23 protein-coding genes, 1 tRNA gene and 3 pseudogenes are annotated in these 22,455 nt (G+C 61.3%); 12 read left to right on the top strand and 15 right to left on the bottom strand.

Annotated features, from left to right (window positions below; translation table 11 throughout):
* Positions 1-21: 21 nt before the first annotated feature.
* Positions 22-1,185 carry a coiled-coil domain-containing protein gene (locus NKH01_RS09455; protein ID WP_352482035.1) on the bottom strand — a complete coding sequence of 388 codons (1,164 nt, stop codon included), beginning with the start codon at positions 1,183-1,185 and terminating at the stop codon, positions 22-24.
* Positions 1,186-1,353: 168 nt separating this feature from the next.
* Entirely contained in the window at positions 1,354-1,890 is a 537-nt protein-coding gene (locus NKH01_RS09450) for a DUF1134 domain-containing protein (RefSeq protein WP_353020021.1), read from the bottom strand.
* A gap of 385 nt (positions 1,891-2,275) precedes the next feature.
* Here NKH01_RS09450 and chpT point away from each other — a divergent pair, with 385 nt between their 5' ends.
* Together chpT and NKH01_RS09440 are read left to right on the top strand one after the other, a co-directional pair.
* Positions 2,276-2,905 (top strand): histidine phosphotransferase ChpT, encoded by a 630-nt coding sequence (gene chpT, locus NKH01_RS09445; RefSeq protein ID WP_023719273.1) that lies wholly within the window; start codon positions 2,276-2,278, stop codon positions 2,903-2,905.
* A 236-nt stretch (positions 2,906-3,141) separates the two neighbouring features.
* On the top strand, positions 3,142-3,510 hold the full coding sequence (locus tag NKH01_RS09440; protein WP_023719274.1) for a response regulator: 369 nt from the start codon (positions 3,142-3,144) through the stop codon (positions 3,508-3,510).
* Between the two features lie 94 nt (positions 3,511-3,604).
* On the opposite strand, the gene ctrA is transcribed toward NKH01_RS09440, so the two are convergent.
* A complete protein-coding gene (ctrA, locus tag NKH01_RS09435; protein ID WP_006203583.1) occupies positions 3,605-4,300 on the bottom strand; it encodes a response regulator transcription factor CtrA in 696 nt (231 codons plus the stop codon).
* Between the two features lie 450 nt (positions 4,301-4,750).
* On the opposite strand from ctrA, the gene NKH01_RS09430 reads away from it, so the two are divergent.
* Positions 4,751-5,128, top strand: coding sequence for a flagellar export protein FliJ (locus tag NKH01_RS09430; protein WP_023719275.1), 378 nt, complete (start codon positions 4,751-4,753; stop codon positions 5,126-5,128).
* 62 nt (positions 5,129-5,190) lie between these two features.
* Here NKH01_RS09430 and NKH01_RS09425 read toward each other — a convergent pair whose 3' ends face one another.
* Complete coding sequence (locus tag NKH01_RS09425) at positions 5,191-5,586, bottom strand: winged helix-turn-helix transcriptional regulator (protein ID WP_023719276.1); 396 nt, start codon at positions 5,584-5,586, stop codon at positions 5,191-5,193.
* 94 nt (positions 5,587-5,680) lie between these two features.
* Between NKH01_RS09425 and NKH01_RS09420 the strand changes: the two genes are divergently transcribed.
* Positions 5,681-6,607 carry an NADP-dependent oxidoreductase gene (locus NKH01_RS09420; RefSeq protein ID WP_353020004.1) on the top strand — a complete coding sequence of 309 codons (927 nt, stop codon included), beginning with the start codon at positions 5,681-5,683 and terminating at the stop codon, positions 6,605-6,607.
* Positions 6,608-6,664: 57 nt separating this feature from the next.
* Here the strand turns inward: NKH01_RS09420 and sciP are convergent, their stop codons facing one another.
* Positions 6,665-6,940 carry a CtrA inhibitor SciP gene (gene sciP / locus NKH01_RS09415; protein ID WP_023679563.1) on the bottom strand — a complete coding sequence of 92 codons (276 nt, stop codon included), beginning with the start codon at positions 6,938-6,940 and terminating at the stop codon, positions 6,665-6,667.
* Positions 6,941-7,201: 261 nt separating this feature from the next.
* Here sciP and mnmA point away from each other — a divergent pair, with 261 nt between their 5' ends.
* Positions 7,202-8,392, top strand: a complete 1,191-nt coding sequence (gene mnmA / locus NKH01_RS09410; protein ID WP_353020003.1) for a tRNA 2-thiouridine(34) synthase MnmA — start codon at positions 7,202-7,204, stop codon at positions 8,390-8,392.
* 14 nt (positions 8,393-8,406) lie between these two features.
* On the opposite strand, the gene NKH01_RS09405 is transcribed toward mnmA, so the two are convergent.
* A complete protein-coding gene (locus NKH01_RS09405; RefSeq protein ID WP_352482033.1) occupies positions 8,407-9,366 on the bottom strand; it encodes a Gfo/Idh/MocA family protein in 960 nt (319 codons plus the stop codon).
* A gap of 236 nt (positions 9,367-9,602) precedes the next feature.
* Between NKH01_RS09405 and NKH01_RS09400 the strand changes: the two genes are divergently transcribed.
* Positions 9,603-9,679 (top strand) — tRNA-Met (locus NKH01_RS09400).
* A 437-nt stretch (positions 9,680-10,116) separates the two neighbouring features.
* Here NKH01_RS09400 and NKH01_RS09395 read toward each other — a convergent pair.
* Together NKH01_RS09395 and NKH01_RS09390 are read right to left on the bottom strand one after the other, a co-directional pair.
* A pseudogene (locus NKH01_RS09395) lies at positions 10,117-10,656 on the bottom strand (Cif family virulence factor); the annotation flags it as partial.
* A gap of 28 nt (positions 10,657-10,684) precedes the next feature.
* Positions 10,685-10,867 (bottom strand): hypothetical protein, encoded by a 183-nt coding sequence (locus NKH01_RS09390; RefSeq protein ID WP_352884417.1) that lies wholly within the window; start codon positions 10,865-10,867, stop codon positions 10,685-10,687.
* 368 nt (positions 10,868-11,235) lie between these two features.
* On the opposite strand from NKH01_RS09390, the gene NKH01_RS09385 reads away from it, so the two are divergent.
* The 4 genes from NKH01_RS09385 to NKH01_RS09370 all read left to right on the top strand — a co-directional run bounded on the left by NKH01_RS09385 (position 11,236) and on the right by NKH01_RS09370 (position 16,446).
* Positions 11,236-11,472, top strand: a complete 237-nt coding sequence (locus NKH01_RS09385) for a DUF1194 domain-containing protein (RefSeq protein WP_353020002.1) — start codon at positions 11,236-11,238, stop codon at positions 11,470-11,472.
* Between the two features lie 341 nt (positions 11,473-11,813).
* Positions 11,814-12,944, top strand: a complete 1,131-nt coding sequence (locus NKH01_RS09380; RefSeq protein WP_353020019.1) for an efflux RND transporter periplasmic adaptor subunit — start codon at positions 11,814-11,816, stop codon at positions 12,942-12,944.
* Positions 12,941-16,144: an efflux RND transporter permease subunit gene (locus NKH01_RS09375; protein WP_352591652.1), complete on the top strand. Its 3,204-nt coding sequence runs from the start codon at positions 12,941-12,943 to the stop codon at positions 16,142-16,144. Before NKH01_RS09380 ends, NKH01_RS09375 begins: the two co-directional genes overlap by 4 nt.
* Before the next feature lie 143 nt (positions 16,145-16,287).
* The gene (locus tag NKH01_RS09370; protein ID WP_352482029.1) at positions 16,288-16,446 is read left to right on the top strand and encodes a hypothetical protein; all 159 of its coding nucleotides are present in this window, start codon (positions 16,288-16,290) and stop codon (positions 16,444-16,446) included.
* A 45-nt stretch (positions 16,447-16,491) separates the two neighbouring features.
* Here the strand turns inward: NKH01_RS09370 and NKH01_RS09365 are convergent, their stop codons facing one another.
* Positions 16,492-16,953 carry a hypothetical protein gene (locus NKH01_RS09365; RefSeq protein ID WP_023719289.1) on the bottom strand — a complete coding sequence of 154 codons (462 nt, stop codon included), beginning with the start codon at positions 16,951-16,953 and terminating at the stop codon, positions 16,492-16,494.
* Between the two features lie 61 nt (positions 16,954-17,014).
* Positions 17,015-17,188 (bottom strand): annotated as a pseudogene (locus tag NKH01_RS09360) (recombinase zinc ribbon domain-containing protein); the annotation flags it as partial.
* A 79-nt stretch (positions 17,189-17,267) separates the two neighbouring features.
* On the opposite strand from NKH01_RS09360, the gene NKH01_RS09355 reads away from it, so the two are divergent.
* A complete protein-coding gene (locus NKH01_RS09355) occupies positions 17,268-17,735 on the top strand; it encodes a DUF995 domain-containing protein (protein ID WP_156948081.1) in 468 nt (155 codons plus the stop codon).
* Between the two features lie 78 nt (positions 17,736-17,813).
* Here the strand turns inward: NKH01_RS09355 and NKH01_RS09350 are convergent, their stop codons facing one another.
* The 5 genes and pseudogenes from NKH01_RS09350 to NKH01_RS09335 form a co-directional block, all read right to left on the bottom strand.
* On the bottom strand, positions 17,814-18,107 hold the full coding sequence (locus NKH01_RS09350; protein WP_353020001.1) for a hypothetical protein: 294 nt from the start codon (positions 18,105-18,107) through the stop codon (positions 17,814-17,816).
* On the bottom strand, positions 18,104-18,355 hold the full coding sequence (locus NKH01_RS09345; RefSeq protein WP_353020000.1) for a hypothetical protein: 252 nt from the start codon (positions 18,353-18,355) through the stop codon (positions 18,104-18,106). Before NKH01_RS09345 ends, NKH01_RS09350 begins: the two co-directional genes overlap by 4 nt.
* Positions 18,356-18,404: 49 nt before the next feature.
* Positions 18,405-18,590, bottom strand: a complete 186-nt coding sequence (locus tag NKH01_RS09340) for a hypothetical protein (protein WP_023720306.1) — start codon at positions 18,588-18,590, stop codon at positions 18,405-18,407.
* Between the two features lie 826 nt (positions 18,591-19,416).
* A pseudogene (locus NKH01_RS35290) lies at positions 19,417-19,530 on the bottom strand (transposase); the annotation flags it as partial.
* Positions 19,531-19,698: 168 nt separating this feature from the next.
* On the bottom strand, positions 19,699-21,030 hold the full coding sequence (locus tag NKH01_RS09335; RefSeq protein WP_352918991.1) for a PQQ-dependent sugar dehydrogenase: 1,332 nt from the start codon (positions 21,028-21,030) through the stop codon (positions 19,699-19,701).
* 402 nt (positions 21,031-21,432) lie between these two features.
* Here NKH01_RS09335 and NKH01_RS09330 point away from each other — a divergent pair, with 402 nt between their 5' ends.
* Entirely contained in the window at positions 21,433-22,392 is a 960-nt protein-coding gene (locus NKH01_RS09330) for a DMT family transporter (protein WP_353020018.1), read from the top strand.
* Positions 22,393-22,455: the final 63 nt, after the last annotated feature.

Here is a 22,455-nt window from a genome sequence, read left to right as displayed (position 1 = left end):
CGCTCTTGCGCTTGCGGCGTCTCAGTTGGTCGATGCGGCCTTCTGCAGCGCCCGCACGCGATCGGCAAGGCTGCGTCCGCCGCTCTCCGGCCGCGCATCCTCAGGCGCTGCAAGCGCCTGGGCGATCGGCGAATCCGGGCCGTCGAGCTTGGCCGTCAAGGCGACGACTTGCGCTGCCAGATCGTTCATCTCTTCGCGCAATGCCGCGCTGGCGCTGCCGGTATCGTCTCCGGCGTGTGATTTCGATGTCTCGACGGCAGCAAGATCTGTCTTCAGCCTCCTGTTCTCGCGTGCCAGCGATGTCAGCCTGGCCTCCAGCCGCTCGCGGTCGGCATCGAGCTTGGCGCTTGCCTTTTCGATGTCGCCGTTGGCGGTCGCATTGACCTGGCTTCCTGGCATGCCGGCAAGGGCCGCCGCAGGCGGGCTTTCAGCGCCTTTCGCCCTTTCGCGAAGGCGCACCAGTTCCTTTTCGCGGCGCTCCAGCCTGTCCTCGCGATCGGCCAGCGTGGCGAGCAGGCGTTCGACCTTCTTTTCCAAGTCGCCGGTTCTTTTCTTCTCGGCCTTCAGCGCGTCCCGCAAAACCTTGCTTTCGGCTGTCAATTCCTGGCTGCGCCTGTCCGCCTCCTTGCGCTGGCCGCGCAGCAGCGAAATGTCGCTTGCCAGCTTCTGCAGCTCGGATTCGCGCGCCACCAGCTCGATCTGCCGGCTGCTGGACGAAAAACTGGCGTCGTCATACATGTGCTCCAGTTTTCGCAGTTCGAGCCCGCGCTTTTCGAGCGCGCGCTCGGTCTCCGCAAGCCTCTCCGACAGCTGCTGCAGCTGCTCATCGCGCTTGCGAAGCTCCTCGCTCCTGGTTGTGAGGTCGGCGACGACCCGGTTCTTGTCCTGCCGCTCGGCCGCCAATTCCTTCAGGGCTTCGCGGTCGCGGCCGATCTCGACCAGCTGTTCGGCGGCTTTCTCGCGCAATGACTTGATGGTCATTTCGAGCCGGCGCGCCGAAACGGCGAACTCGGCGCGGACGCGATCCTTGTCCGCCTGGATCTCGGCCAGCGTCAGCGGCATCGAACCCTCGACGCGCCTGCGCGTCAGCGCCACCGCCCGCCGCCAGACGGCCGGGGCAATCATCAGCGCCAGAAAGCCCGCGCAGAGAAAGCCGAGGACAAAGAACAGGATCGACTGGACCAAGATGACTATCCGTTATGCATGGCCGGCCGTTATGGGCGGCAGGCAATGGTCAAAGTTCGACTTTGCCATCTTCGCATGACGGAAATCCGGCGCCGCGGCAAGGGTCTGCCGCGGCAAAGCTCAGACCGTGGGATCACAGGGCCAACCGCAGTGGCGCCATCGTGCAGGTCAGAACGGATTCCAGGTCGCGCGTTGGGTGAGCTTGAGGTAGCCGAGATTGACGCCAAGACGGGCGCCGACGCCGGTACGGATCGGCACGAGCAGCACATTGTTGTTCTTCAGCACGTTGAAACCGACGCCGGCGATGACATAGGCAGAGCCGGCGACGCCGCCAAAGCGGTTATAGAGCCTGCTCACATCGTCGAGATTGTAGACCAGCATCATCACGCGCGAGCCCTCGCCGCCGAAATCCCAGCCGAGCGACGGGCCTTGCCAGAACACTTTGTGATCGCCGGCATTCTTGGTGTAGAGCGTGCCTTCGCCATAGGTCAGGCCACCGATCAGCGCCCCGGACCCCTCTTCGCCGAGCAGATAGCCGTTCGGCAGGCCATAGGTGGCGAAAATCTTCTCGACGACCGTGGCCAGCCCACCCGATGTCGCGCCGAAGAATTTATGACCGGAATCAACGATCTCCTGGGCGGTGTACTCTTGCGCCCGCGCGGCCGATGTCGAAAAGGCGACAAGGCCGATGAGCGCGATCGTCATTGAGATGACACGGAAAAAAGTCCGGTCGTAGAATCGGGAAACCATGCTTCCAATCTCCGTCAGGGAGCACTTTCGCCGACGCCTCGCACCCGTACGGCTCTTTGGCGGCCGTTAAGGATGACTGTTAGGGGCAAACTATGCCGTAATCCTTTTTCAACCATTAAACTCTCACATGAACATGGCGGTTCGAAGGCTGTTTTCGCATGCCCGCGCAGCACCCAGGCTGCGTGAACACACCATTTTCGACAATGATAATTTTGGATTTGTTGCTGCACGCACAAGCGCTGTGTATTCACAATGCTTGGGAGAGAGGGTGATTCGTGTGGACAGGCGTGATCATGATCGCCCGGTCATTTTGTTGTGAAATTTGCAGGGATTTTTGCCGATGGCCGAGCTTTTCACCCTTTCCGCACCCGACCTGGCAGCGCTGCTGTGCAGCCGGGTCTGCCACGACATCATTTCGCCGGTCGGCGCCATAAACAACGGGCTTGAGCTGCTCGACGAAGGCGGCGCCGACGAAGACGCCATGAAGCTGATCCGCCAAAGCGCCAAAAACGCCTCCGCCCGCCTGCAATTCGCCCGCATCGCCTTCGGCGCCGCCGGTTCGGCCGGCATGCTGATCGACACCGGGGACGCCGAGGCCGTGGCCATCGCCTTCCTGAAGAACGAGAAGCCGGAACTGGTCTGGAACGGAACCCGCGCCCTATTGCCCAAGAACAAGGTCAAGCTGCTGCTCAACCTCATCCTCGTCGCCAACGCCGCCATTCCGCGCGGCGGCAGGCTGGTGGTCACGCTGGAGAACCTCGAGACCGAGCCGCGCTTTGCGCTCGCGGCGAGCGGCCCGATGCTGCGCGTGCCGCCCAAATTCCTGGAATTGCATTCCGGCCACAGACCGGAAGAGCCGATCGACGCGCATTCGGTGCAACCCTATTACACGCTGCTTTTGGCCCGCGAAGCCAACATGACGATATCGATCCATGCGACCGCCGACGAGATCGTCCTTTCCGTAGCCTGAAGTTCTCCAAAAGAGCGCGAAGTATTTCTCCAGGTCATATTTGCGGCACTGTCTTAACATCTGCGAGACGGGCTTGCGGATTGATTGGATGAAGCATTGCGAAAGAAGATTTCGCTTACAACACCTTCAGGAAAATTTTACCTAACGGCTTTTCGGCTTCTTTACCAGATCGGCCTATGTTCCCCGGCAGATGCCACGACGCTGCCGGTTCGCCGCATGGCAAAGAGGGTCCGGGAATGAAACGCTGCATGTTCGTCGACAATTCGAGCGTCATCAGGAAGGTTGCAAAGCGTATCCTGGGCGGCTCCGGCATGATGGTGATCGAAGCCGCCAGCGGCCATGAGGCGATCGAGATGTGCACTGCCGACATGCCGGACATCATCGTCGTCGACGGCGCCTTGCCGGACATGCAGGCGCAGGACCTCATCCGCCGCGTGCGCTCCATGGAAAGCCCGGTATTGCCGCAAGTTCTGATTTCGCTGGTCGAGGTCGACGTCGGGGCGATCATGCGGGCAAAACGCGCCGGCGCCCAGGGTTACCTGCTGAAGCCGTTCAACCGGCCGCAATTGCTCGAGTGCTTCCGCGCCTTGAAGATTGCCGCCTGATCAGGGGTCGTTCCATTCCGATGAAATCGGGATGAGGCTCTATCCTATTGTTTTACTGTGTTCTTTTCCGAAAACCGGCATCCACTTTTCGGGATCAGGCGCTGACGCGGATATCTTCCGGCTCACGCAGCACATAGCCGCGGCCCCAGACGGTCTCGATGTAATTCTGCCCGCCCGATGCGGCGTCGAGCTTCTTGCGCAGCTTGCAGATGAAGACGTCGATGATCTTCAGCTCCGGTTCGTCCATGCCGCCATAGAGATGATTGAGGAACATTTCCTTGGTCAGCGTGGTACCCTTGCGCAGCGAGAGCAGCTCCAGCATCTGATATTCCTTGCCGGTCAGATGCACGCGCTGGCCACCGACTTCAACGGTCTTGGCATCGAGATTGACCACCAGGTCGCCGGTGGTGATGACCGACTGGGCATGGCCCTTGGAACGCCGCACGATGGCATGGATGCGGGCGACCAGTTCGTCCTTGTGGAAGGGCTTGGTCATGTAATCGTCGGCGCCGAAGCCAAGGCCGCGCACCTTGTCCTCGATACCGGCCATGCCGGAGAGGATGAGGATCGGCGTCTTCACCTTGGACAGGCGAAGTGTCCTCAAAACTTCATAACCCGACATGTCGGGGAGATTGAGATCGAGGAGAATGATGTCGTAATCGTAAAGCTTGCCTAGATCGACACCCTCTTCACCAAGGTCGGTCGTATAGACATTGAAACTTTCCGATTTCAGCATCAGCTCGATGCTTTGTGCGGTTGCACTGTCGTCTTCTATCAGCAGAACGCGCATTTCATTCCCCTTTTCTGCTGCCGGACCATTTCACGACCCGTCCAGGACCGGAGCAGTGATTGCCTGAGCAGAGGCTGCCATCGAATGGTTAATAAAACCTAATTCCCCGTCCATTACGGTATCAGATTTTTTAACCCCTTTCTACACCTTGTTGAATCCAATAATGAATCACAGACCCAAACCGTTAATGCAGCACATTAATAAGCCAGACTAAGTGACTCTTCGGACTCGTTGGCCGGGTTTCGCGACGAGTAGCAGAATTTTTACCCGCCCTTAAGTCCTGAGCCGTATGATTAACAATGCCCGTAAACGAATGGTTACCGCCGGCAAAAAACTTTAGGAGTTTGTTTCCCATAGTTCCGGGAAAGCCGGTGGAAACGGGTGAAGCCTGGGCCTTGCCGGGTGAATTGGACGATATGTGCAGGTGTGCGTTTCCGGGAGTACCGAATCATGAAGTCACGTGAAAACCTCGTTCGGCTGAAGCAATTTCAGGTGAGCGAGAAGCGGCGGCAGCTGCTGCAGCTCGACATGATGATCGCCGAGTTCGAGCGCATGGCCGTCGAGCTGGAACTTCAGATCGCGGCCGAAGAGAAGAAGGCCGGCATCACCGACATCAATCATTTTGCCTATCCGACCTTCGCCAAGGCGGCACGCCTGCGCCGCGACAACCTCAGAAATTCGCAAAGCGACCTCGCCCAGCAGCGAAATGTCGCCGAATCATTGCTGAGCGAAGCCGAAGCGGAGCTTTCCAAGGCCGAGATGCTCGAATCGCGCGACACCAAGGCGCGCGACACGGAAGCCGGCGGCCGCAGCGCCATGATCGGCTGAAAACAAGGCTTTAACGCGCGTCGCGCTTGAGCGCTATTGCTGTGCACCGAACGGTGCCGGCCTCAGGCATCCAGATCTTCTTGCTGTTCGGCCGCCCGCGCGCGGGCGTCCTTGATGTCGGGCACATGCTGCTCCGACCAGGCCCTGATCTGATTGAGCAGTCCTGCCAGGTTCTGGCCAAGTTCGGTCAGCTCGTATTCGACCCGCGGGGGAATGACCGGGAACACCTCGCGCCGCACCAGGCCGTCGCGTTCCAGGATACGCAGCGTCTGCGTCAGCATTTTCGGGGTGATGCCTTCGAGCTTGCGCGCCAATTCGCCGTTGCGGAGCCGGCCCCGGCGCAACGCACAAATCACCAGGTGGACCCATTTGCTGGCGAGCGTCTCAAGCACCGCGTGCGAGGGGCACGTCCGTCGGAACGCGTCATAACCGGAAGGGAAACAATCTTCGCTATCCATGAGGTGCGTATATATCAAAAAGGTACATACTAGACAAGAGAATATTACTATCCAAATGATAGTGGCATATCAAACCAGCAGGAGAGAGCCTCCCATGCGTGCCATTATCCAGAATTCCTTCGGCGCACCCAACGTCCTCGTCATTGCCGATCGTCCCGCGCCATCACCCGAGGCCGGCGAAGTGCTGGTCCGCATCGAGGCGGCCGGCATCAATCCGGTCGACGGCGCAGTGCGCGGCGGCCACTATCCGCTGCTTGGCGAGCCGCCCTTCATCCTTGGTTGGGACGTTTCGGGAACTGTCGAGGCGCTGGGCTCCGGCCTGTCCGGCCTTAAGGTCGGCGATGCCGTCTTTGGCATGTCGCGCTTTCCCAAACAGGCGGCAGCTTACGCCGAACTCGCCACTGTCCCGGCTGATGAGCTTGCGCCGAAACCTGAAGGCATAGACCACGCCCAAGCCGCCGCGCTGCCGCTGGCCGGCCTGACGGCCTGGCAAGGCCTTGTCCGCCATGGCCGGCTCAATCCTGGCCAGCGCGTGCTGATCCACGCCGGAGCCGGCGGCGTCGGCCATCTGGCGGTGCAGATCGCCAAGGCGCGCGGTGCTTACGTCGTCGCGACCGCCAGCCCGGAAAAGCTCGATTTCGTCCGCTCGCTCGGCGCCGACGAGGTGATCGACTACACAGAGGATGATTTCACCGGAAAGGCTCGCGACATCGATCTCGTTCTGGAGCCGTTCGGCGGCGAGCATGCGGAGCAATCGCTAAAAGTGCTCAAGGCCGGCGGTGTTCTGGTGTCGCTGCTCGATGTCAGCGATGCCACCAAGGCAAAGGCCAGGACGCAAGGCATCCGCGTCGAGCGCATGTCCGTGGTGCCCGACCGTGCCGCTCTGGTGGAACTCGGCAAATTGATCGACGCGAAAAAGCTGGCCGTCCACGTGGCAAAGGCGTTTCCGCTCGAACAGGCCGGTGCCGCCCATGCCTTTCTCGCCAGCAGGCCGATCGGCAAGGTGGTGCTGACGGTCTGAAATCCCAGATCGTCGCTCCGGCAAACTTTAAGGGCGCGGATCAGCGCCCTTATCGGACTAATGCCGGTATTGCTGGATGCGCGTGGTGCGCAGCCCGGCAAGGCCGTATTCGTCGATCGACGCCTGCCAGGACAGGAATTCCTCGGTGGTGAGCTTGTAGCGCTGGCACGCCTCTTCCAGGCTCAAAAGCCCGCCACGCACCGCCGCCACCACTTCCGCCTTGCGCCGGATAACCCAGCGACGTGTGTTCGTCGGCGGCAGATCGGCGATGGTAAGTGGGCTGCCGTCAGGCCCGATAACGTATTTGACTCGCGGTCTAATTAGATCGGTCATCGTACTCTCTACAAAAAACTCAAAGACCCAATCCCCACCACATTACCGCCACAGCTTTAAAATTTGGCTAAGCAGACCCTAATGGATAGGTAAGGATCATGAACGCCGCGTTAGTCTTTTCATCGGCATTTGAGATATCTGCCGGCAAGCGCGTTGAACCCGGCTGGAAAAAATGAGCCGGCCTGCAAAGCTGGCGCGGCCGGGACGCTTGACCTATATTCCGGCCATTGGCATTGAAGCGCCGCGCAGAACGAAAGAACCATGAACAGCCTCGATCTTCCCGGACGCCCCGAAAACACCCGTGTCGTCGTCGCCATGTCGGGCGGTGTCGATTCGTCGGTTGTTGCCGGTCTCTTAAAGCACGAGGGCTACGACGTCGTCGGCGTCACGCTGCAGCTTTACGACCACGGCGCGGCAACGCACCGGGCCGGCTCATGCTGCGCCGGCCAGGACATCGACGATGCCCGCCGCGTCTCCGAGACGCTCGGTATCCCGCATTACGTGCTCGACTACGAGGAGCGTTTCCGCAAGGCGGTGATCGACCCGTTCGCCGAGAGCTATGTCGCCGGCGAAACGCCGATCCCTTGCGTCTCCTGCAATCAGACGGTGAAATTCGCCGATCTTCTGGCGACCGCCAAGGAACTCGGCGCCGATGCGCTGGCCACCGGCCACTATATCCGTTCCGGCGCCAATGGCGCCCACCGCGCGCTTTACCGGCCGGTCGACGCCGACCGCGACCAGAGCTACTTCCTGTTCGCCACCACCCAGGCGCAGATCGACTATCTGCGTTTTCCGCTCGGCGGCCTGTCGAAGCCTGAGGTTCGCGCCATCGCCGAGGAGATGGGACTGACGGTCGCCGCCAAGCAGGACAGCCAGGACATCTGTTTCGTGCCGCAGGGCAAATATTCCGACATCATCGCCAAGCTGAAGCCGGCTGCCGCCAATCCGGGCGATATCGTCCATATAGACGGGCGCGTGCTTGGCCGCCACGAGGGCATTTTGCGCTATACCGTCGGTCAGCGCCGTGGCATCGGCATCGCCTCCGGTGAGCCGCTCTACGTCGTCCATCTCGACGCCGACCGGGCCCGCGTCGTCGTCGGCCCGCGCGAGGCGCTGGAAACCCACAAGATCTTCTTGCGCAATATGAACTGGCTGGGCGATGGCCCGCTAACCGATATCCCGGCGGCCGGGCTTGAGCTTTTCGCCAAGGTGCGCTCGACGCGGCCGCCGCGCCCGGCGGTGCTGCATCACCGCGCCGGCGTCACTTCGGTGGAGCTGGTCGACGGCGAGTCCGGCATCGCCCCCGGTCAGGCCTGCGTGCTCTATTCCGACGACGGAAACGAGGCGCGCGTGTTCGGCGGCGGCTTCATCGAGCGCTCCGAGCGCGGCGCCGAAGCCGAGGCGATGCTGACGCGGCTTGCCGTCCAGCCGGCGCGGGTTCCCGCCGAATAGACGGCGTTTTTCGCTTAGGGCCTGGTGTGGGCGACGGTGCCGGCGGTCAGGATGCGCAGCACGCGGATGGCTTCCTCGCCGCTGGTGCGCGGTTCGGCCCGCGTCTCGATGCAGTGGATGAAATGCTCCAGCTCGCGCGTCAGCGGCATGCCCTCGCCGACCGCCACATAGGACGGCTCGTTGGCGGTGAACGCCCATTGGCCGCTGTCCTGCCACACCGCGTGGCGGTAGACGGCAAGCTTGCGCTCCCACGGCTCGACATCGTCGAACACCGCCATCGCCTTGGTGCCGACCACGGTCAGCCGCCGTTCGCGGTAAGGGTTGAGCCGCGAGGCGAACAGATGGCCGCGCAGGCCGTTGGGAAAGCGCATGTGCAGATGCGCAAAGTCGCTGAGATTGTCGAGAAGGGCAGCGCCTTCGCCGCGCACCTCGACCGGCTCGGTGCCGGTGATGGCCAGGATCATCGACAGATCGTGCGGCGCCAGATCCCACAACGCATCGTTTTCGGTGTGGAACTTGCCGAGGCCGAGCCGATGCGAATGGATGTAGCGGACCTCGCCGAGCTCGCCATTGTCGATCAGCGCCTTCAGCGTCTCGAATGCGGGATGGAAGCGCAGCACATGGCCGACCATGAAGACACGGCCATTGTCGGCGGCAGCCTGCACCGAGCGCTCGGCGTCGGGCACCGTCAGCGCGATCGGCTTCTCCACCAGCACGTCCTTGCCGCCGAGCACGGCGCGCACCGCCATGTCGGCATGGAACTGCGGCGGCAGCGCCATGACAATGGCGTCGACATCGTCGCGGGCAAACAGCGCCTCCGGCTCGATCGCCAGGCAATCCTGCTCGCTGGCAAAACCTTCCGCACGCGCAGGGTTGACGTCCGAAACCGCGTGCAGCGCGCCGAGCGCCTTGAGGGTGCGGATGTGGTTGCTGCCCCAGTATCCGCAACCGAGGACTGCAATGCGCGGTTTCATCAATTTCTGACCATGGCTTTCGTGGGCGAGACATAGCGACGTGCCTCGCCGAACTCAACCCCGGCCTGTGCGCCCAAATGTCTGCCCGGCAAAGCTTTAGGCGCCAGCAATATGCCGGCGCGGCAGCCACTTCGATGCTTGACAGGCTTGGCCTCGCAACCTTATATCCGCGCGACCTTGGCGAACGCGCCGATATGCCTGCCGATTTAAGCTGGATTTCGGGCCTTCGCCGCCCTGGCGGGGTAGCTCAGTTGGTTAGAGCACGGGAATCATAATCCTGGGGTCGGGGGTTCAAGTCCCTCTCCCGCTACCATAAATATCTGGAATAGCTGGATAATTCAAACCCGCCAGATGGCGGGTTTTTCATTTTCGTTGCCGGGGTAACGCTCGGGGTAACGGCAATGGGAACTAGTCGAGATCACGCGCGCCGATGTCCTGCACTCGCTCAAACAGCACATTGTAAAGTTCCGGCCGAAAGCCAGGTGTAGATTGGGCTTTGTGAAACTTGACTATTAGGTATGGGTTCCAAAGCTGGACGTAATGCAGGCTTCCCGACACCCCCGGCTTCGTCATCAGAAACTGCAGCTCTTCCAATTTCCGAACGCGCTCCTTCCACGTCGATACTGCTCGCTCTCCTGAGAAGCCGGACGCATAAGCGGTCTCGACCTGCTTGCTGAGCGTCACAAATCCCTCGTCATTGCTCCGACACCAGAGCTCCAGGTAGGTAGTCGAAACTGGCTTACCCTTGCCCAGGCCCGGGTGGCCCGCTATCCGCTCGCGTGCCAGCCGGTTCGTCCAGAGTATTCGGGCGTCTGCGTCGACCTCGATCAGCGGGCTATTCGCTTCCTCGACGCTGCTCTCCATCATCACCATGCAACCGATCTTCCAGTCGCCGCCGATCCGGTGAAGAATCCGGAGCTGACGTTTGCGGTCTTCGCCCGTATCACTGCCGATCTGGTCGAAAGTCATCCAGGCCACGTTTCCGTCGACGACGATGTTGACCTTCTCCCAGCGCACGCGCTCTTCAAAGGCGTGCTTGTCGGGGAACCGCTCCACGATCTTCTTGAGCCGGGCGGCGATAACGTCCCAGCCTTCGTCGACCCGAACGCCGAGTGAGGCAAAGGCCTCCATTCGCCGGGTCTGCGGCGACTGCACCCAGTGGCTCGCCAATGCCTCGAAATCCCGCTGCAGCCAGGCTTCGGTCTCGGCGCGGATCACCGCCACGACTGCGGCCTTATCGGCCTCGCTATTGTCCATCACCCGCTCTCCGGCAACGTCGCGTGGCAGCATATCACGGCCAATCTCTCGCGGCATGGCCTCAGCTCGGAGGCATGCCTACAAGGATCAGCAAGGCGCAGACGGCGATTGACCCGAGCAGCCCGGGGCCCAATCGCGGCAAGGCGACCTGATCCGAGTAGTAGCGGTCTTCAGACTTGGCATCCTTCAGCGCGGGACGGGCCCCTGAATGAAGGTTCGCTGCGACGAGACTGTAAATGTCCATGACTGCCTCCGGTGCTGGCGCTTACATCGCTGGCACCCTGGCACGGACGAGCGTGCCGTTTTGTCATGCGCGCGGACCACAGAGCCTCGGTGTGGAGGGAGGCACAAACGCAATGGCAACAGGCGTTGCCTGCTCACCGGATGACCATGGAGCTATTGCTTGAGGGCGCTTCCGATGGCCAAGGTTCGCTTTTGGCGCTTTGCTGACGGGCAATTGGGGCCGGAAGCGGACGGGACCAACTAGCCAGAAGGTGCCATTCCGCTGGCGAATACCTGTTTGAGCTGGGTGCGCGCGGTTTCGCGGCTGACGCCGAGTGCAATTGCCGCCGCAGCATCCTCCCGTTTGACCAACTGGATGGACGCGCCGAGATGATGTCCTTCATTCCATGCTTCGCTGGTCGGAGAAAACCCGAACGGGTGCTAGTCGCTCTGGCGGTGAGCCTGACAACGTCGCTGTCGGCCACGGCGGAGCAGGTTTCCTCGGTGGATCTCGAACTGGTTCTTTGTGTCGATGTATCGTCTTCAATGAGCGAGACGGAACAACGGCTGCGGCGGGAGGGATATGTCAACGCACTGCTCGATGCCGCAGTGTTGCAGTCCATTTGAATCCGACCGGCGTGGTAATGCCCATATCGGTCTCCTTCGACCAATATGAATCATAAGCCGTCCATCAAAGGAATCCTGAGTCCCTTAATTCGCGACTGACTTTAGCCCGGTGGCGGGGCAGCCACAGGGTGGACATTTCAGCCCACATGGAAAATGATCATGTTGCCATGCACAACACTGCAGTGCTCTGATCTCGACGAGAAGCCTGAGCGTAGAAGCGGATCAACCGACCTCCGGTCCAGTGAGCGAGGACGCAAATGGACATCCAAGAGAATGGGCAATTGCATCGCGACGCGGGCGGGCGACCCCATCGATCGGCCGGCTGGCTTGCCCGCGCCGCCATGTCGGCGGCATTCCTGCTCGGCATGGCTTTCAGCAGCACGGCGTTTGCGCAGGACCAGCAGCTTCCCGTGGTGACGGCGGCCAAGCCGGTGGTCCGTGAAATCGTCGAAGACGACGAGTTTGTCGGGCGCTTCGAAGCCGTCGACCAGGTCGCCATCCGTTCGCGCGTCAGCGGCTATCTGGACAAGGTCAGCTTCCAGGACGGCGCACTGGTCAACAAGGGCGACCTGCTCTTCACCATCGACCAGCGTCCGTACCAGGCGGCTTATGATGCCGCCAAGTCGCAAGTGGACGTCGCCAAGAGTCTGCTCGAATTCTCCAAGATGCAGCTGGATCGCGCCGACGAACTCGCCAAGACCGGCAATATCTCAACCGCGACGGTCGACGACCGCCGGCGGGAATACCTTTCGGCGCAGGCGCAGATGCAGGGCGCGACGGCTGCGCTGACGACGGCCAGCCTGAACATGGAATTCACCGAGATCAAGGCGCCCTTGTCCGGCCGCATCGACCGCCGGCTGGTGTCGGTCGGCAACCTCGTGCAGCCGGATTCCACCTTGCTGACGACCATCGTTACGCGCGATCCGATCGACTTCTATTTCGACGTCGATGAGCGCCTGTATTTCAGCTACGCCCGCGACGCGAAGGAGCGTGGCGGCAGCATGCAGGAAGGCGCCGGCGGGCTCGAGGTGGTGGTTCGCGTCGCCGACCGCGCGGAGGCGGTATTCAAAGGCAAGCTCGATTTTGCCGAGAACCGGATCGACAACGCGACCGGCACCATGCGGGTGCGTGCAAGTTTTCCCAACGCCGACGGCATTCTCCAGCCAGGCATGTTTGGGCGCATCAACGTGCCGGGGTCGCTGCCGCATAGCGGCGTGCTGGTGCCCGACAAGGCGATCGGCGCCGATCAGGATCGCCGCATCGTGTTCCTGGTGGATGAGGCCGGGATGGTGTCGGCCAAGCCTGTGCGCACCGGCCCGCTTCTCGACGGCTACCGGGTGATCCGCGCGGGCCTGACCGGCGACGAGACGATCATCGTCAACGGGCTGATGCACGCCAGGCCCGGCACCAAGGTGAAGGTCGAGATGGTGACGTTGCCGCCCAAGGCCGAGACCGCCGAGTTGCAGCAATGAGGTTCGCACATTTCTTCGTCGACCGTCCGATCTTCGCATCGGTCGTTTCGATCGTCCTGCTGATCCTCGGCGGGATTGCTTATACCCAGCTCCCGGTCGCGCAATATCCCGAGATCGCGCCGCCGACCATCGTCGTTCGCGCGCAGTATCCGGGCGCCGACGCCGAGACGGTCGCAGCGACGGTGGCAACGCCGATCGAGCAGGAGATCAACGGCGTCGAGGGCATGCTCTACATGTCGTCCTATTCATCGGGCGACGGGGCGATGGCGCTGACCATCACCTTCAAGCTGGGCACCGATCTCGACCAGGCGCAGGTGCTGGTGCAGAACCGCGTGTCGGTCGCCGAGCCGCGCCTGCCCGAAGAAGTCCGCCGCCTCGGCATCACCACCACCAAGACCTCGCCCGACCTGATGATGGTCGTGCACATGCTGTCGCCCGACAATACCTACGACCAGCTCTACGTCTCGAACTACGCCCGCTCGCGGGTGCGCGACATACTGCTCAGACTCGACGGCGTCGGCGACCTCATCATCTTCGGCGAACGCGAATATTCGCTGCGCATCTGGCTCGATCCGGAAAAACTGTCCGCCCTGGGGATGACCTCGGGCGATGTGGTGCAGGCGCTGCGCGACCAGAACGTCCAGGTGTCGGGTGGCTCGATCGGCGCGCCGCCGACCAGCACCGGCACGGCGTTCCAGTACACGGTCACCACGCAAGGCCGCTTCAACGACGCACGCGACTTCCGATACGTGATCGTCAAATCGACCGACGACGGCCGTCTGATCTCGCTGCAGGACGTGGCGCGCATCGAGCTCGGCGCCAAGGATTACGTCACCAACTCCTATCTCAACGGCAAACCGGCCGTGGCGCTCGCCATCTTCCAGCGGCCGAGCACCAATGCGCTCGCCGCAGCCGCGGAGATCCAGGACAAGATGAAGGAGCTTTCCCGCGACTTCCCGAAGGGGTTGAGCTACGACATCGTCTACAATCCGACCGAGTTCGTCGCCGAGTCGATCCAGGAGGTATACAAGACAATCCTCGAGGCGATGCTGCTGGTCATCATCGTCATCATCGTCTTCCTGCAATCGTGGCGCATGGCGATCGTGCCGATCGTGGCGATCCCCGTGTCGCTGATCGGCACGCTGGCGGTGCTTTACGCCGCCGGCTTCTCGCTCAACATGCTGACGCTGTTCGGCCTCGTTCTGGCGATCGGCATCGTCGTCGACGATGCGATCGTCGTGGTCGAGAACGTCGAGCGCAATATCGCCAGAGGGCTGGCGCCCAATCCGGCGTCGCACCTGACCATGGACGAAGTCGGAACGGCGGTCATCGCGATCTCGCTGGTGCTGATAGCCGTGTTCGTACCGACAGCCTTCATCCCCGGCATTTCTGGGCAGTTCTACCTGCAGTTTGCGATCACCATCGCGGTGTCGACGGCGATCTCGGCATTCAATTCGCTGACGCTTTCGCCGGCGCTGGCGGCACTGCTGTTCAAGCCGCATCACGCTGCGGCGGCGCCGCCGCGCTTTTTCCTGGCGCGGTTCGGACGGGCGCTCGCCGACGGCTTCAATCGCGGCTTCGACAGGGTCGCCCACTGGTATTCGAGCATCATCCGCGTGCTAGTCGGGTCGTGGATAACGATCGCCGCCATGCTGACCGTTTTCGCGGCCCTCATCTACGCCACGGTCTACATGGTGCAGGCGGTGCCGCGCGGTTTCATTCCGTCGCTCGACCAGGGCTATGCGATCGTCGTCGTCCAGTTGCCGGACGGCGCCTCGCTGTCGAGGACCGATGCGGTCATCCAGCAGGCGTCGCAGATCATCCAGAAAACGCCAGGCGTCGACTACGCAGTCGCCTTCGCCGGCTTCTCCGGCGCGACCTTCACCAACGCCAGCAACGCGGGCGTGATCTTCGCCAGGTTCAAGCCGTTTGACGAGCGACTGAAAGCCGGCCAGTCGGCGACCCAGGTCATCGGCAATCTGTTCGGCAGCCTGCAAAGCATCAAGGAAGCCTTCATTATCGCACTGCCGCCGCCGCCGATCCGCGGCGTCGGCAATGCCGGCGGCTTCAAGCTGCAGATCCAGGAGCGCAACAGCGCCGACATGCGGCAGATCCTGGCGCTTGCCAACGAAATCGCCGGCATGGCCAACAAGACGCCGGGGCTGACGGGCGTGTTCACCACGTTCTCCGCGTCGAGCCCGCAATTCTTCCTGGCGATCGATCGCGACAAGGCGCGCATCCTGAACGTGCCGATCCCCAACATCTTCGAGACGCTGTCGATCAATTTGGGTACCGCCTACGTCAACGACTTCAACGCTTTCGGGCGCGTCTACCAGGTGCGGGCGCAGGCCGACCAGGCGTTCCGCCTCGATCGCGCCGACATCTTGAAACTGAAGGTGCGCTCGGCGACCGGCGCGCTGGTTCCGCTCGGCACGTTGATCGAGATCCGCGACGTCACCGGCCCGGCGCTGGTCCAGCGCTACAACATGTACGTCTCGGTGCCGCTGCAGGGCAACGCCGCGCCCGGCGTTTCCACGGGCGACGCGCTGGCATTGATGGAAGGGATCACGGCAAAGACGCTGCCGGCCGGTACCTCCTATGAATGGACCGAGCTCGCCTATCAGGAGCGCAACACCGGCAATGCCGCTGTCTATATCTTCGGACTGTCGGTGCTGTTCGTGTTCCTGGCGCTGGCGGCGCAATATGAAAGCTGGGTGCTGCCGTTCGCCATTGTGCTGGTGGTGCCGCTCGGCGTGCTCGCGGCGTTGCTCGGCGTGTCTTTCCGAGGGCTGGACAACAACATCCTCGTGCAGATCGGCCTCATCGTGCTGATAGGGCTTGCCGCCAAGAACGCGATCCTGATCGTCGAATTCGCGCGCCAGGCGCAGGAACGCGGCCTGTCGGCCGCCGAGGCTGCCGTCGAAGCCTGCCGGCTCAGGCTGCGGCCGATCCTGATGACCGCTTTCTCGTTCATCCTCGGCGTCGTGCCGCTGATGATCGCAACGGGCCCGGGCGCAGAAATGCGCCAGTCGCTGGGCACCGCGGTGTTCTCCGGCATGCTCGGCGTCACCTTCGTCGGCCTGTTCCTGACGCCGGTGTTCTACGTCACGCTCAGGTCGCTGTTTTCACGGCGCAAGCCCCGTGCCGAGGCCGAGCCTTCGGGGCCGGCAGAGGCGCCATCGGAGACGGCCGCCGAGTAGGGTTACGAATTCGCCGCGTCGGGCGCGGCTTATCACTCCAGAAAATCGGCGGCGCGGTAACGGCCACGATCTGCGCGACAACCGCGACCTCCGGAGTCCTCGCTTGCGATGTCTGCTTTCAGGACGCGGCGAAGCTGATCTCTATGACCGAAATCAGGCGCGAAGCTGCCTTTCAACACCGGACCAAAGCGCTGGATTTTGATTCGTTTAAGATATCTGGCACGACCGAAGAGATTAGACTGCTGACCCCCGAATTTGATTCCCAGCAGACGGCTCTACTCAACCGCAGCAACGAAGCCTGAACTGGTAAATTATAGGGTCTGGGGAAAGGCGGTAGCGCTCTCCCGCTACCATCGCTCCCCCCGAACGGAGACGAGGTGGCCAAGGCCTTGGTCGACCATGTTTGACAGGTATCCATCAATCAGGATCGATGGCTGCTCGCCTGCCTTCGGCGGGTAGACTGTCACGGTCGACACGACGTCGCGGACGATCTTCTTGGCTTCTTCAGAGACGAAGCCATTCTCTCCGATCGCGGCGGCGAGCGCTTCCAGATCGCGGATGTAGCGGGCGACAAGCGCCGGCTTCAGCGTCACGACCTTCGGCGGCTGCGGCAGCACGGCGAGCTCGGCCTCGAGGTGCTGGCGCTCCTCGCGTAGCACTGGCAAGCGCTGCTCGGCTTCGGCTTCCGAAATCATGCCTTTGACATAGGCGTTCAGCACGCGGTCGTATTCGCGCCTGGCGGCGTCGAGCCGCTGGGCGGCCTTTTCGCGAGGCGCCCTGCCCCGAATAGAGCTTTTGATGCTCGTCATTGTAGGCGGCGACATAGTGGTCGATCAACGCCTTGTCGTTCAACCTGGCGCGCAACCCGTCGATGACCGTCGCTTCGATATGATCGAGCGCATAGGGCCTGACATTGGTGCATGAGCGCGATTCCTTGGCGCGCGTGCACATGATGCGCGTCAGGCGACCCATCCTGTCCTTGACCGACATGCCCGACCCGCAGGCGCCGCAGCGCAGCGGGGTGTGCCAGCGCAAGTGCCTCACGTCGGCGATTTCCTGCCTCGATTCTCCTCTGAGGAAATGCTAAATTAGTCATTGCTTGGGCAAAGAGAGGGAGGTCTTTATGCGTGCATTTGCAATTTTTCTGTTAGGCGGCGCTTTGACTAGTTTTGTGTGTGCGTCCGCATGGGCCGGCAAGCTGCCGAAGGACGCGGTCGAATTAACCGCAGCCGAGGTCAAGGCGATATATTCAGGCAAGACCGGTATTTATGACGTCTCTAGCATTTACTATGCATCTGACGGCACAACCAAAGGAATCTTTGGCAAACCTAAGGTAACGGCAACTTTTAAGGGCACTTGGAGCGTAAGTGGTAATGAGATGTGCGCCAAGAATAAGCCAAAGGGTGATCCAAAAATCTACAGGGACTGCAACAAATTTTGGCGTTCTGGAAAAAGAATATATGACCTTTGGTCTGTCCACTATGATGGATCAAAGCCGGATCTAAAGAGCGGGTATGTTACCACTACCGTTAAGAAGCTTAAGGACGGAGATTTAGTGGCGAAAAAATACGCTGCTGCAGGCGGGGAGTGACAAAAGCGACAGGAACACGCAAGGAAAAAGCCCGCCACCGTGAGGCGGCGGGCTTAGCAGTTCCGTCTGGGTGCCGGTTCAGTGGCGCCCAGCGGGCCCTTCAAGGAAATCCATGAAGTTTTCCACCGCTCTGTCCGCTGGCGTTGACCGGGAGTTGCAAGCACTGAGAATGGCGGCGGCGATTTTCAGCATATCGGTGCGACTTCCAACAATCTTTGACACCACGGCATTTTCTGTGCCGCCGTCATAAGTCGAGCGCTGCAGGACATGCAGCGTCAGCCTGAGATTGTCGCCCATAAATTGGAGTGGGCCGGCACCAGTGACGAACGTGTCAGAGACGCAGAACGGTTCGACGGTCGGGACGGCGCTCATGATGCCGCCTTTCTGGCCTTGGCGTCGGCCATCGCGTTGTCGATACACGCTCCAGCCGCTTCGTTCAGACGTTCGGCGAGGTCGCGGGCGATCATGGCCAGCACGCTTATTTGGTCCGCCAAAGCGACCCTCTTCCCGTCGCGCTCGAACTCCTGTTCCATGGTCTGGCCATAGAGCACTTCGAGCAAGTGGTGCAGGTTCCCAGTATCGAATTGCAGGTCGTCGAGGTCATCTGAAGGCGCGGTCATGACGCGGCGCCCCCGAGGGTTTCGTAATAGGCGTTCTTAACCTTCCGCGTCATCTGCTCTGCAATGGTGGCAATGAAGAAAAGGCGCTCCCCCTCGCTTGGGTCAGAACGAAATTCCCGTCAGGTACTGTGGAAAAGACCTCCAGCATGGTCAGCAAGACGTCGGCCACGTTGTCCGCGTCACAGATCAGCGGCTCCAGATCGGCGAAGGTCATCTTCTCCTTGGCGGCGCTCATTTTGGGCAGAATCTGAACTTGGAGTTGGCCAGCAGTTCTGTAGCCGAAAGTGGAGTTGCGGCTCCGTGGCTCGGAAGGTCAGAGCCAGACCTTCAAGCGCCCCGCGAGCATCGGCATGAACTATGCCCCGAACCGGACTTATCCCAAAAGTCCGAAATGCCTGCTCTCGAGCCAAATCTGGCGATCCGCTTCCTGGCACAAGTGTGCGGCTGTCGATCCGTTGCGTCATTCGATCCTGTACGCAACGCCGGATCAAAGCGCTCTCCTCTGCAGTTGTTGTTTGGGATCCCGGGCTCGTGCCTTGTTGCCGAAACGGATTCCGGCGTAGGGCGAGGCCCCCGCAAAGCCGACATTGACGTCGCGGCAGACGTTCGTCGTCTGCGGGTCAGACTTTTCGTTTCGGGAACTGCGCGATTGCGCCAACTTCGGACGTTCAGCTTCCCTACTGCTACGGCAGGTGTAATCCTGGTTAGAAGCCTCAGCGCACCGTTCACGTCGAGAGGTGAGCGCATCAGCCTAGCGACTGGACCCTTGGCCAGGAACTCTCCGTCGTTCACATGTCGAGACCAGAGAAAGACGATGAACTCCGCAGACTAAATCGCAGACTAATTTCTCTCTCTAGTCTGCGATGTCCTTCTAAGTCATTGAAATGTTGGCGCGCCCGGAGAGATTCGAACTCCTGACCCCAGATTCGTAGTTTGCAGCTACGCCGCATGCCGGCGAAAATGGAAGACGCGTCTTCGATAGTGGGTATTGCGATGTAGCGGTCTCCCGCTACCAAATTCAGATATTTGTCCAGCCCGGAGACATGGGTAACAGTTTGTACCTAAGACATGGGTGACAATCTCGTGCCGAACGGATTGCCGATGGTCTGCAACGTCCTCTGTTCCAGGTCGAGATATCCCAGATCATAGTGCATGAAGCTGACGAGCCAAATGCCTCCGGCCAAAAGCCAAAAGTGTTACCCATGTGTCCGGTACAAAATGTCACCTATGTCTCGGGTCGCTCAGCCTGCCATATGCATCGAGATCGTAGCCGAATGCAGCCATATCGGGCGTGGCGCTGTAGCCGAAGGCTGGTGAGGTCGGAATCAGAAAGGCACCTGCGCTCAACGGCCATTCGCCCGGCGGACCCGCCAGATGACGTTACCGACGTCGTCGGCGACGAGCAGTGCGCCAGTCTGATCGATAGCAACGCCGACCGGACGGCCCATCGCCTCGCCATTACGCCCGATGAAGCCAGTGAGCACATCTTTCGGAGGACCGCTCGGTTTGCCGCCATGGAACGGCACGAAGATCACCTTGTAGCCGCTGTGCACGCTTCTATTCCACGAGCCGTGCTGGCCGACGAAGGCGCCGTTGCCGTAGGTCGGACCGAGCCGGGCGCCTTTGGAGAAGGTCAGTCCCAGCGAGGCGGTATGAGAGCCCAGGGCGTAATCGGGCTTGACCGCCGTCGCCACGAGATCGGGGCGCTGCGGCTTAGCGCGTTCGTCGACGTTCTGTCCGTAGTAGCTGTAGGGCCAGCCGTAGAAAGCGCCGTCACGAACCGAGGTCATGTAATCCGGCACGAGATCGTCGCCGATCTCGTCACGCTCGTTCACGGCGACCCAAAGCTCGCCAGTTTCAGGATTCCAGGAGAGCCCGTTCGGGTTGCGCAGGCCCGAGGCGAAGACCCGCGTGCGGCGGGTCGACCGATCCACTTCAAGGACAGTGGCGCGGTTCTTCTCCGCGGCTATGCCGTTTTCTCCAACGTTGCTGTTGGAACCAACGGTGACATAGAGCTTGCGTCCATCCGGACTTGCGATCACGTCCTTGGTCCAATGATGGTTGAGGTCCCCGGCCGGCAAGTCGATGATCTTTTCCGGCGACGTGCTGACTCGGGTCTGGCCATTGGAGTAGGGGAAAGCGACGAGCGCGTCGGTGTTCGCGACAAAGAGCTTGCCTTTGGACAGCGTCATGCCGAAGGGCGAATTGAGGCCTTCCGCGAACGTCGTGCCCACATCCGCAATGCCGTCGCCATCGGTGTCGCGCAGCAGCGTGATGCGATTGGCGCTTTTGGTCGCGGCGCCAGCCCGCTTCATAGCCAGGTCCATGAAGACCTTTCTAAGACTGAAGCCTTCGTCATGCTTGGCAGGGGCATTGGTTTCAGCAACCAGAACGTCGCCGTTCGGAAGCACATGCAGCCAGCGCGGATGGTCGAGGCCGGTGGCGAAGGCGTTCACTGTCAGCCCCTTCGCCGGGGTCGGCATACCTCCTTTCTGCCAGCCTTTCGCCTCGGCGATGTTAACAGTCGGGATCAGCGTCGGTCTTGGTTTCGGTAAAGTGGGGTTGGGGCCATAGCCGGTTATTGCCCCGGTTTTTTGCGCCGGGATGCCGGCGCAGCTTGCCATGACGGCGCCCAACACCGCTACGAGTACGCTCCCTCGGAAGCCGGCATGCATCGGACGTCCTCCGCATGGATATGTGTCGCGCTCTTTGTGCAAACGGAAGTCAGTGGCTTATTCTTCCAATTGCTTCGAAAAAAACAGCGGCGCTCGTGATCCGAGGGCCAGGAATTCGCGACAGATCTGCTCTCGGCAGAAATATGGCGCGAGAAGATTGTGGCAACCGCGCGAATATCTGTCGCGCAATATGAATCTCAGATTCGTACCGCGCGAAATCGATACGGCTTGCGCTTTTCGGTATCGAGTTGCTCATGGGCCAACATGCGTTCGAATGGAACGAGACCGTGAACGGCGGGACCCACAATGACCCACCGATTGCACCAGCCGGTGAACCAGCTGTTGTTGCTGCTTAGCAAGACGCTGCAAATCTGCTAAAGTCTGCGATGGGAGGAGACGGATATCCAATCACTGCCGATAGCACAGCCAAATGTAGCTAAGGCGACACCCGGCGCATCACTTCCGCTCGCCTATTCCCTCGCGACGCTCTGCTGGCTCCTGTCCGCCGGCGTCTATATTGCCGCCAAGTGGGTTGCCCCCGAGATGCCGCCTTGGGCGCTCTGCTTCTGGCGGCTGACGCTCGCCTGCGCGATCCTGCTGCCTATCGTCCATCGTCATCACGGGGCGATGCTCGTGCTGATCCAATCCCGGGTGATCGAGGTGCTGGCCATCGGCGCCATCGGGCTGACCTTGTGTCAGGGCATGATCTACACGGGCCTCAACTACACCAACGCGACAACCGCCGGCATCATCATGGCGCTGTCGCCGATCATGACCATGGTGCTTGCCCGCTTCGTGCTTGGCGAGCCCCTCGGTGTCTGGAAAGCGCTTGGAGCGCTGGTCGCTCTGGCTGGGATGGTGGTGATCGTGGCGCGCGGCGACCTTGCCGCGCTGATGCAGCTACGGTTCAATCCCGGCGAGTTGTGGATCGTCGGCAGCGCGCTTTGCTGGGGCCTCTACACCGTGCTGCTGGGTCGCGCGAAATTCGGCATTGAGCTTCTGCCGATGGTGGTCCTGCTGCTGGGAGCCGGCGCGCTGGCCGCACTGCCTCTCTATCTCTGGGAACTGTTTTCCGGGGATCGTTCGGCGCTGCATGCGAACGGCCTTCTGGCCCTCGCCTATGTTGCCGGCCCGGGCGGCGCTCTGATGTACTATCTCTACAACCGCAGCGTCGAGACGCTTGGCGCCGGGCGCGCCAGCATGCTGCTCTATCTGCAGACCGCCTTCGTCGCCGTGCTCGCTTATCTGTTCCTTGGCGAAAGCTTGCACGACTACGATCTCGCCGGCGCCGCCTTCATCGTCGCCGGCCTGCTGCTCGCCACCGCGATCAAGCCGAGGCAGCGCACGGTGCGTGTCGCTTAGGCAAACATCAGTTCCGCCGCTTCGGCGAGCAGTTCGTAGAATCAAAGCACCACCCGAAGCGAA

It is taken from the genome of Mesorhizobium sp. M1403 (assembly GCF_040317695.1).
Classification (GTDB): domain Bacteria; phylum Pseudomonadota; class Alphaproteobacteria; order Rhizobiales; family Rhizobiaceae; genus Mesorhizobium.
The sequence above is the reverse complement of the archived record's forward strand: the minus strand, read 5'-3'. Positions and strand labels throughout refer to the sequence as shown.

Excerpts from the sequence above, each read along its gene's own strand:
- NKH01_RS09450 (WP_353020021.1), bottom strand. The coding sequence starts at position 1,890 with ATGACGATCGCGCTCATCGGCCTTGTCGCCTTTTCGACATCGGCCGCG.
- chpT (WP_023719273.1), top strand. The coding sequence starts at position 2,276 with ATGGCCGAGCTTTTCACCCTTTCCGCACCCGACCTGGCAGCGCTGCTG.
- NKH01_RS09440 (WP_023719274.1), top strand. The coding sequence starts at position 3,142 with ATGAAACGCTGCATGTTCGTCGACAATTCGAGCGTCATCAGGAAGGTT.
- ctrA (WP_006203583.1), bottom strand. The coding sequence starts at position 4,300 with ATGCGCGTTCTGCTGATAGAAGACGACAGTGCAACCGCACAAAGCATC.
- NKH01_RS09430 (WP_023719275.1), top strand. The coding sequence starts at position 4,751 with ATGAAGTCACGTGAAAACCTCGTTCGGCTGAAGCAATTTCAGGTGAGC.
- NKH01_RS09425 (WP_023719276.1), bottom strand. The coding sequence starts at position 5,586 with ATGGATAGCGAAGATTGTTTCCCTTCCGGTTATGACGCGTTCCGACGG.
- NKH01_RS09420 (WP_353020004.1), top strand. The coding sequence starts at position 5,681 with ATGCGTGCCATTATCCAGAATTCCTTCGGCGCACCCAACGTCCTCGTC.
- sciP (WP_023679563.1), bottom strand. The coding sequence starts at position 6,940 with ATGACCGATCTAATTAGACCGCGAGTCAAATACGTTATCGGGCCTGAC.
- mnmA (WP_353020003.1), top strand. The coding sequence starts at position 7,202 with ATGAACAGCCTCGATCTTCCCGGACGCCCCGAAAACACCCGTGTCGTC.
- NKH01_RS09405 (WP_352482033.1), bottom strand. The coding sequence starts at position 9,366 with ATGAAACCGCGCATTGCAGTCCTCGGTTGCGGATACTGGGGCAGCAAC.
- NKH01_RS09390 (WP_352884417.1), bottom strand. The coding sequence starts at position 10,867 with ATGGACATTTACAGTCTCGTCGCAGCGAACCTTCATTCAGGGGCCCGT.
- NKH01_RS09385 (WP_353020002.1), top strand. The coding sequence starts at position 11,236 with ATGATGTCCTTCATTCCATGCTTCGCTGGTCGGAGAAAACCCGAACGG.
- NKH01_RS09380 (WP_353020019.1), top strand. The coding sequence starts at position 11,814 with ATGTCGGCGGCATTCCTGCTCGGCATGGCTTTCAGCAGCACGGCGTTT.
- NKH01_RS09375 (WP_352591652.1), top strand. The coding sequence starts at position 12,941 with ATGAGGTTCGCACATTTCTTCGTCGACCGTCCGATCTTCGCATCGGTC.
- NKH01_RS09370 (WP_352482029.1), top strand. The coding sequence starts at position 16,288 with ATGACCGAAATCAGGCGCGAAGCTGCCTTTCAACACCGGACCAAAGCG.
- NKH01_RS09365 (WP_023719289.1), bottom strand. The coding sequence starts at position 16,953 with ATGACGAGCATCAAAAGCTCTATTCGGGGCAGGGCGCCTCGCGAAAAG.
- NKH01_RS09355 (WP_156948081.1), top strand. The coding sequence starts at position 17,268 with ATGCGTGCATTTGCAATTTTTCTGTTAGGCGGCGCTTTGACTAGTTTT.
- NKH01_RS09350 (WP_353020001.1), bottom strand. The coding sequence starts at position 18,107 with ATGAGCGCCGTCCCGACCGTCGAACCGTTCTGCGTCTCTGACACGTTC.
- NKH01_RS09345 (WP_353020000.1), bottom strand. The coding sequence starts at position 18,355 with ATGACCGCGCCTTCAGATGACCTCGACGACCTGCAATTCGATACTGGG.
- NKH01_RS09340 (WP_023720306.1), bottom strand. The coding sequence starts at position 18,590 with ATGAGCGCCGCCAAGGAGAAGATGACCTTCGCCGATCTGGAGCCGCTG.
- NKH01_RS09335 (WP_352918991.1), bottom strand. The coding sequence starts at position 21,030 with ATGCATGCCGGCTTCCGAGGGAGCGTACTCGTAGCGGTGTTGGGCGCC.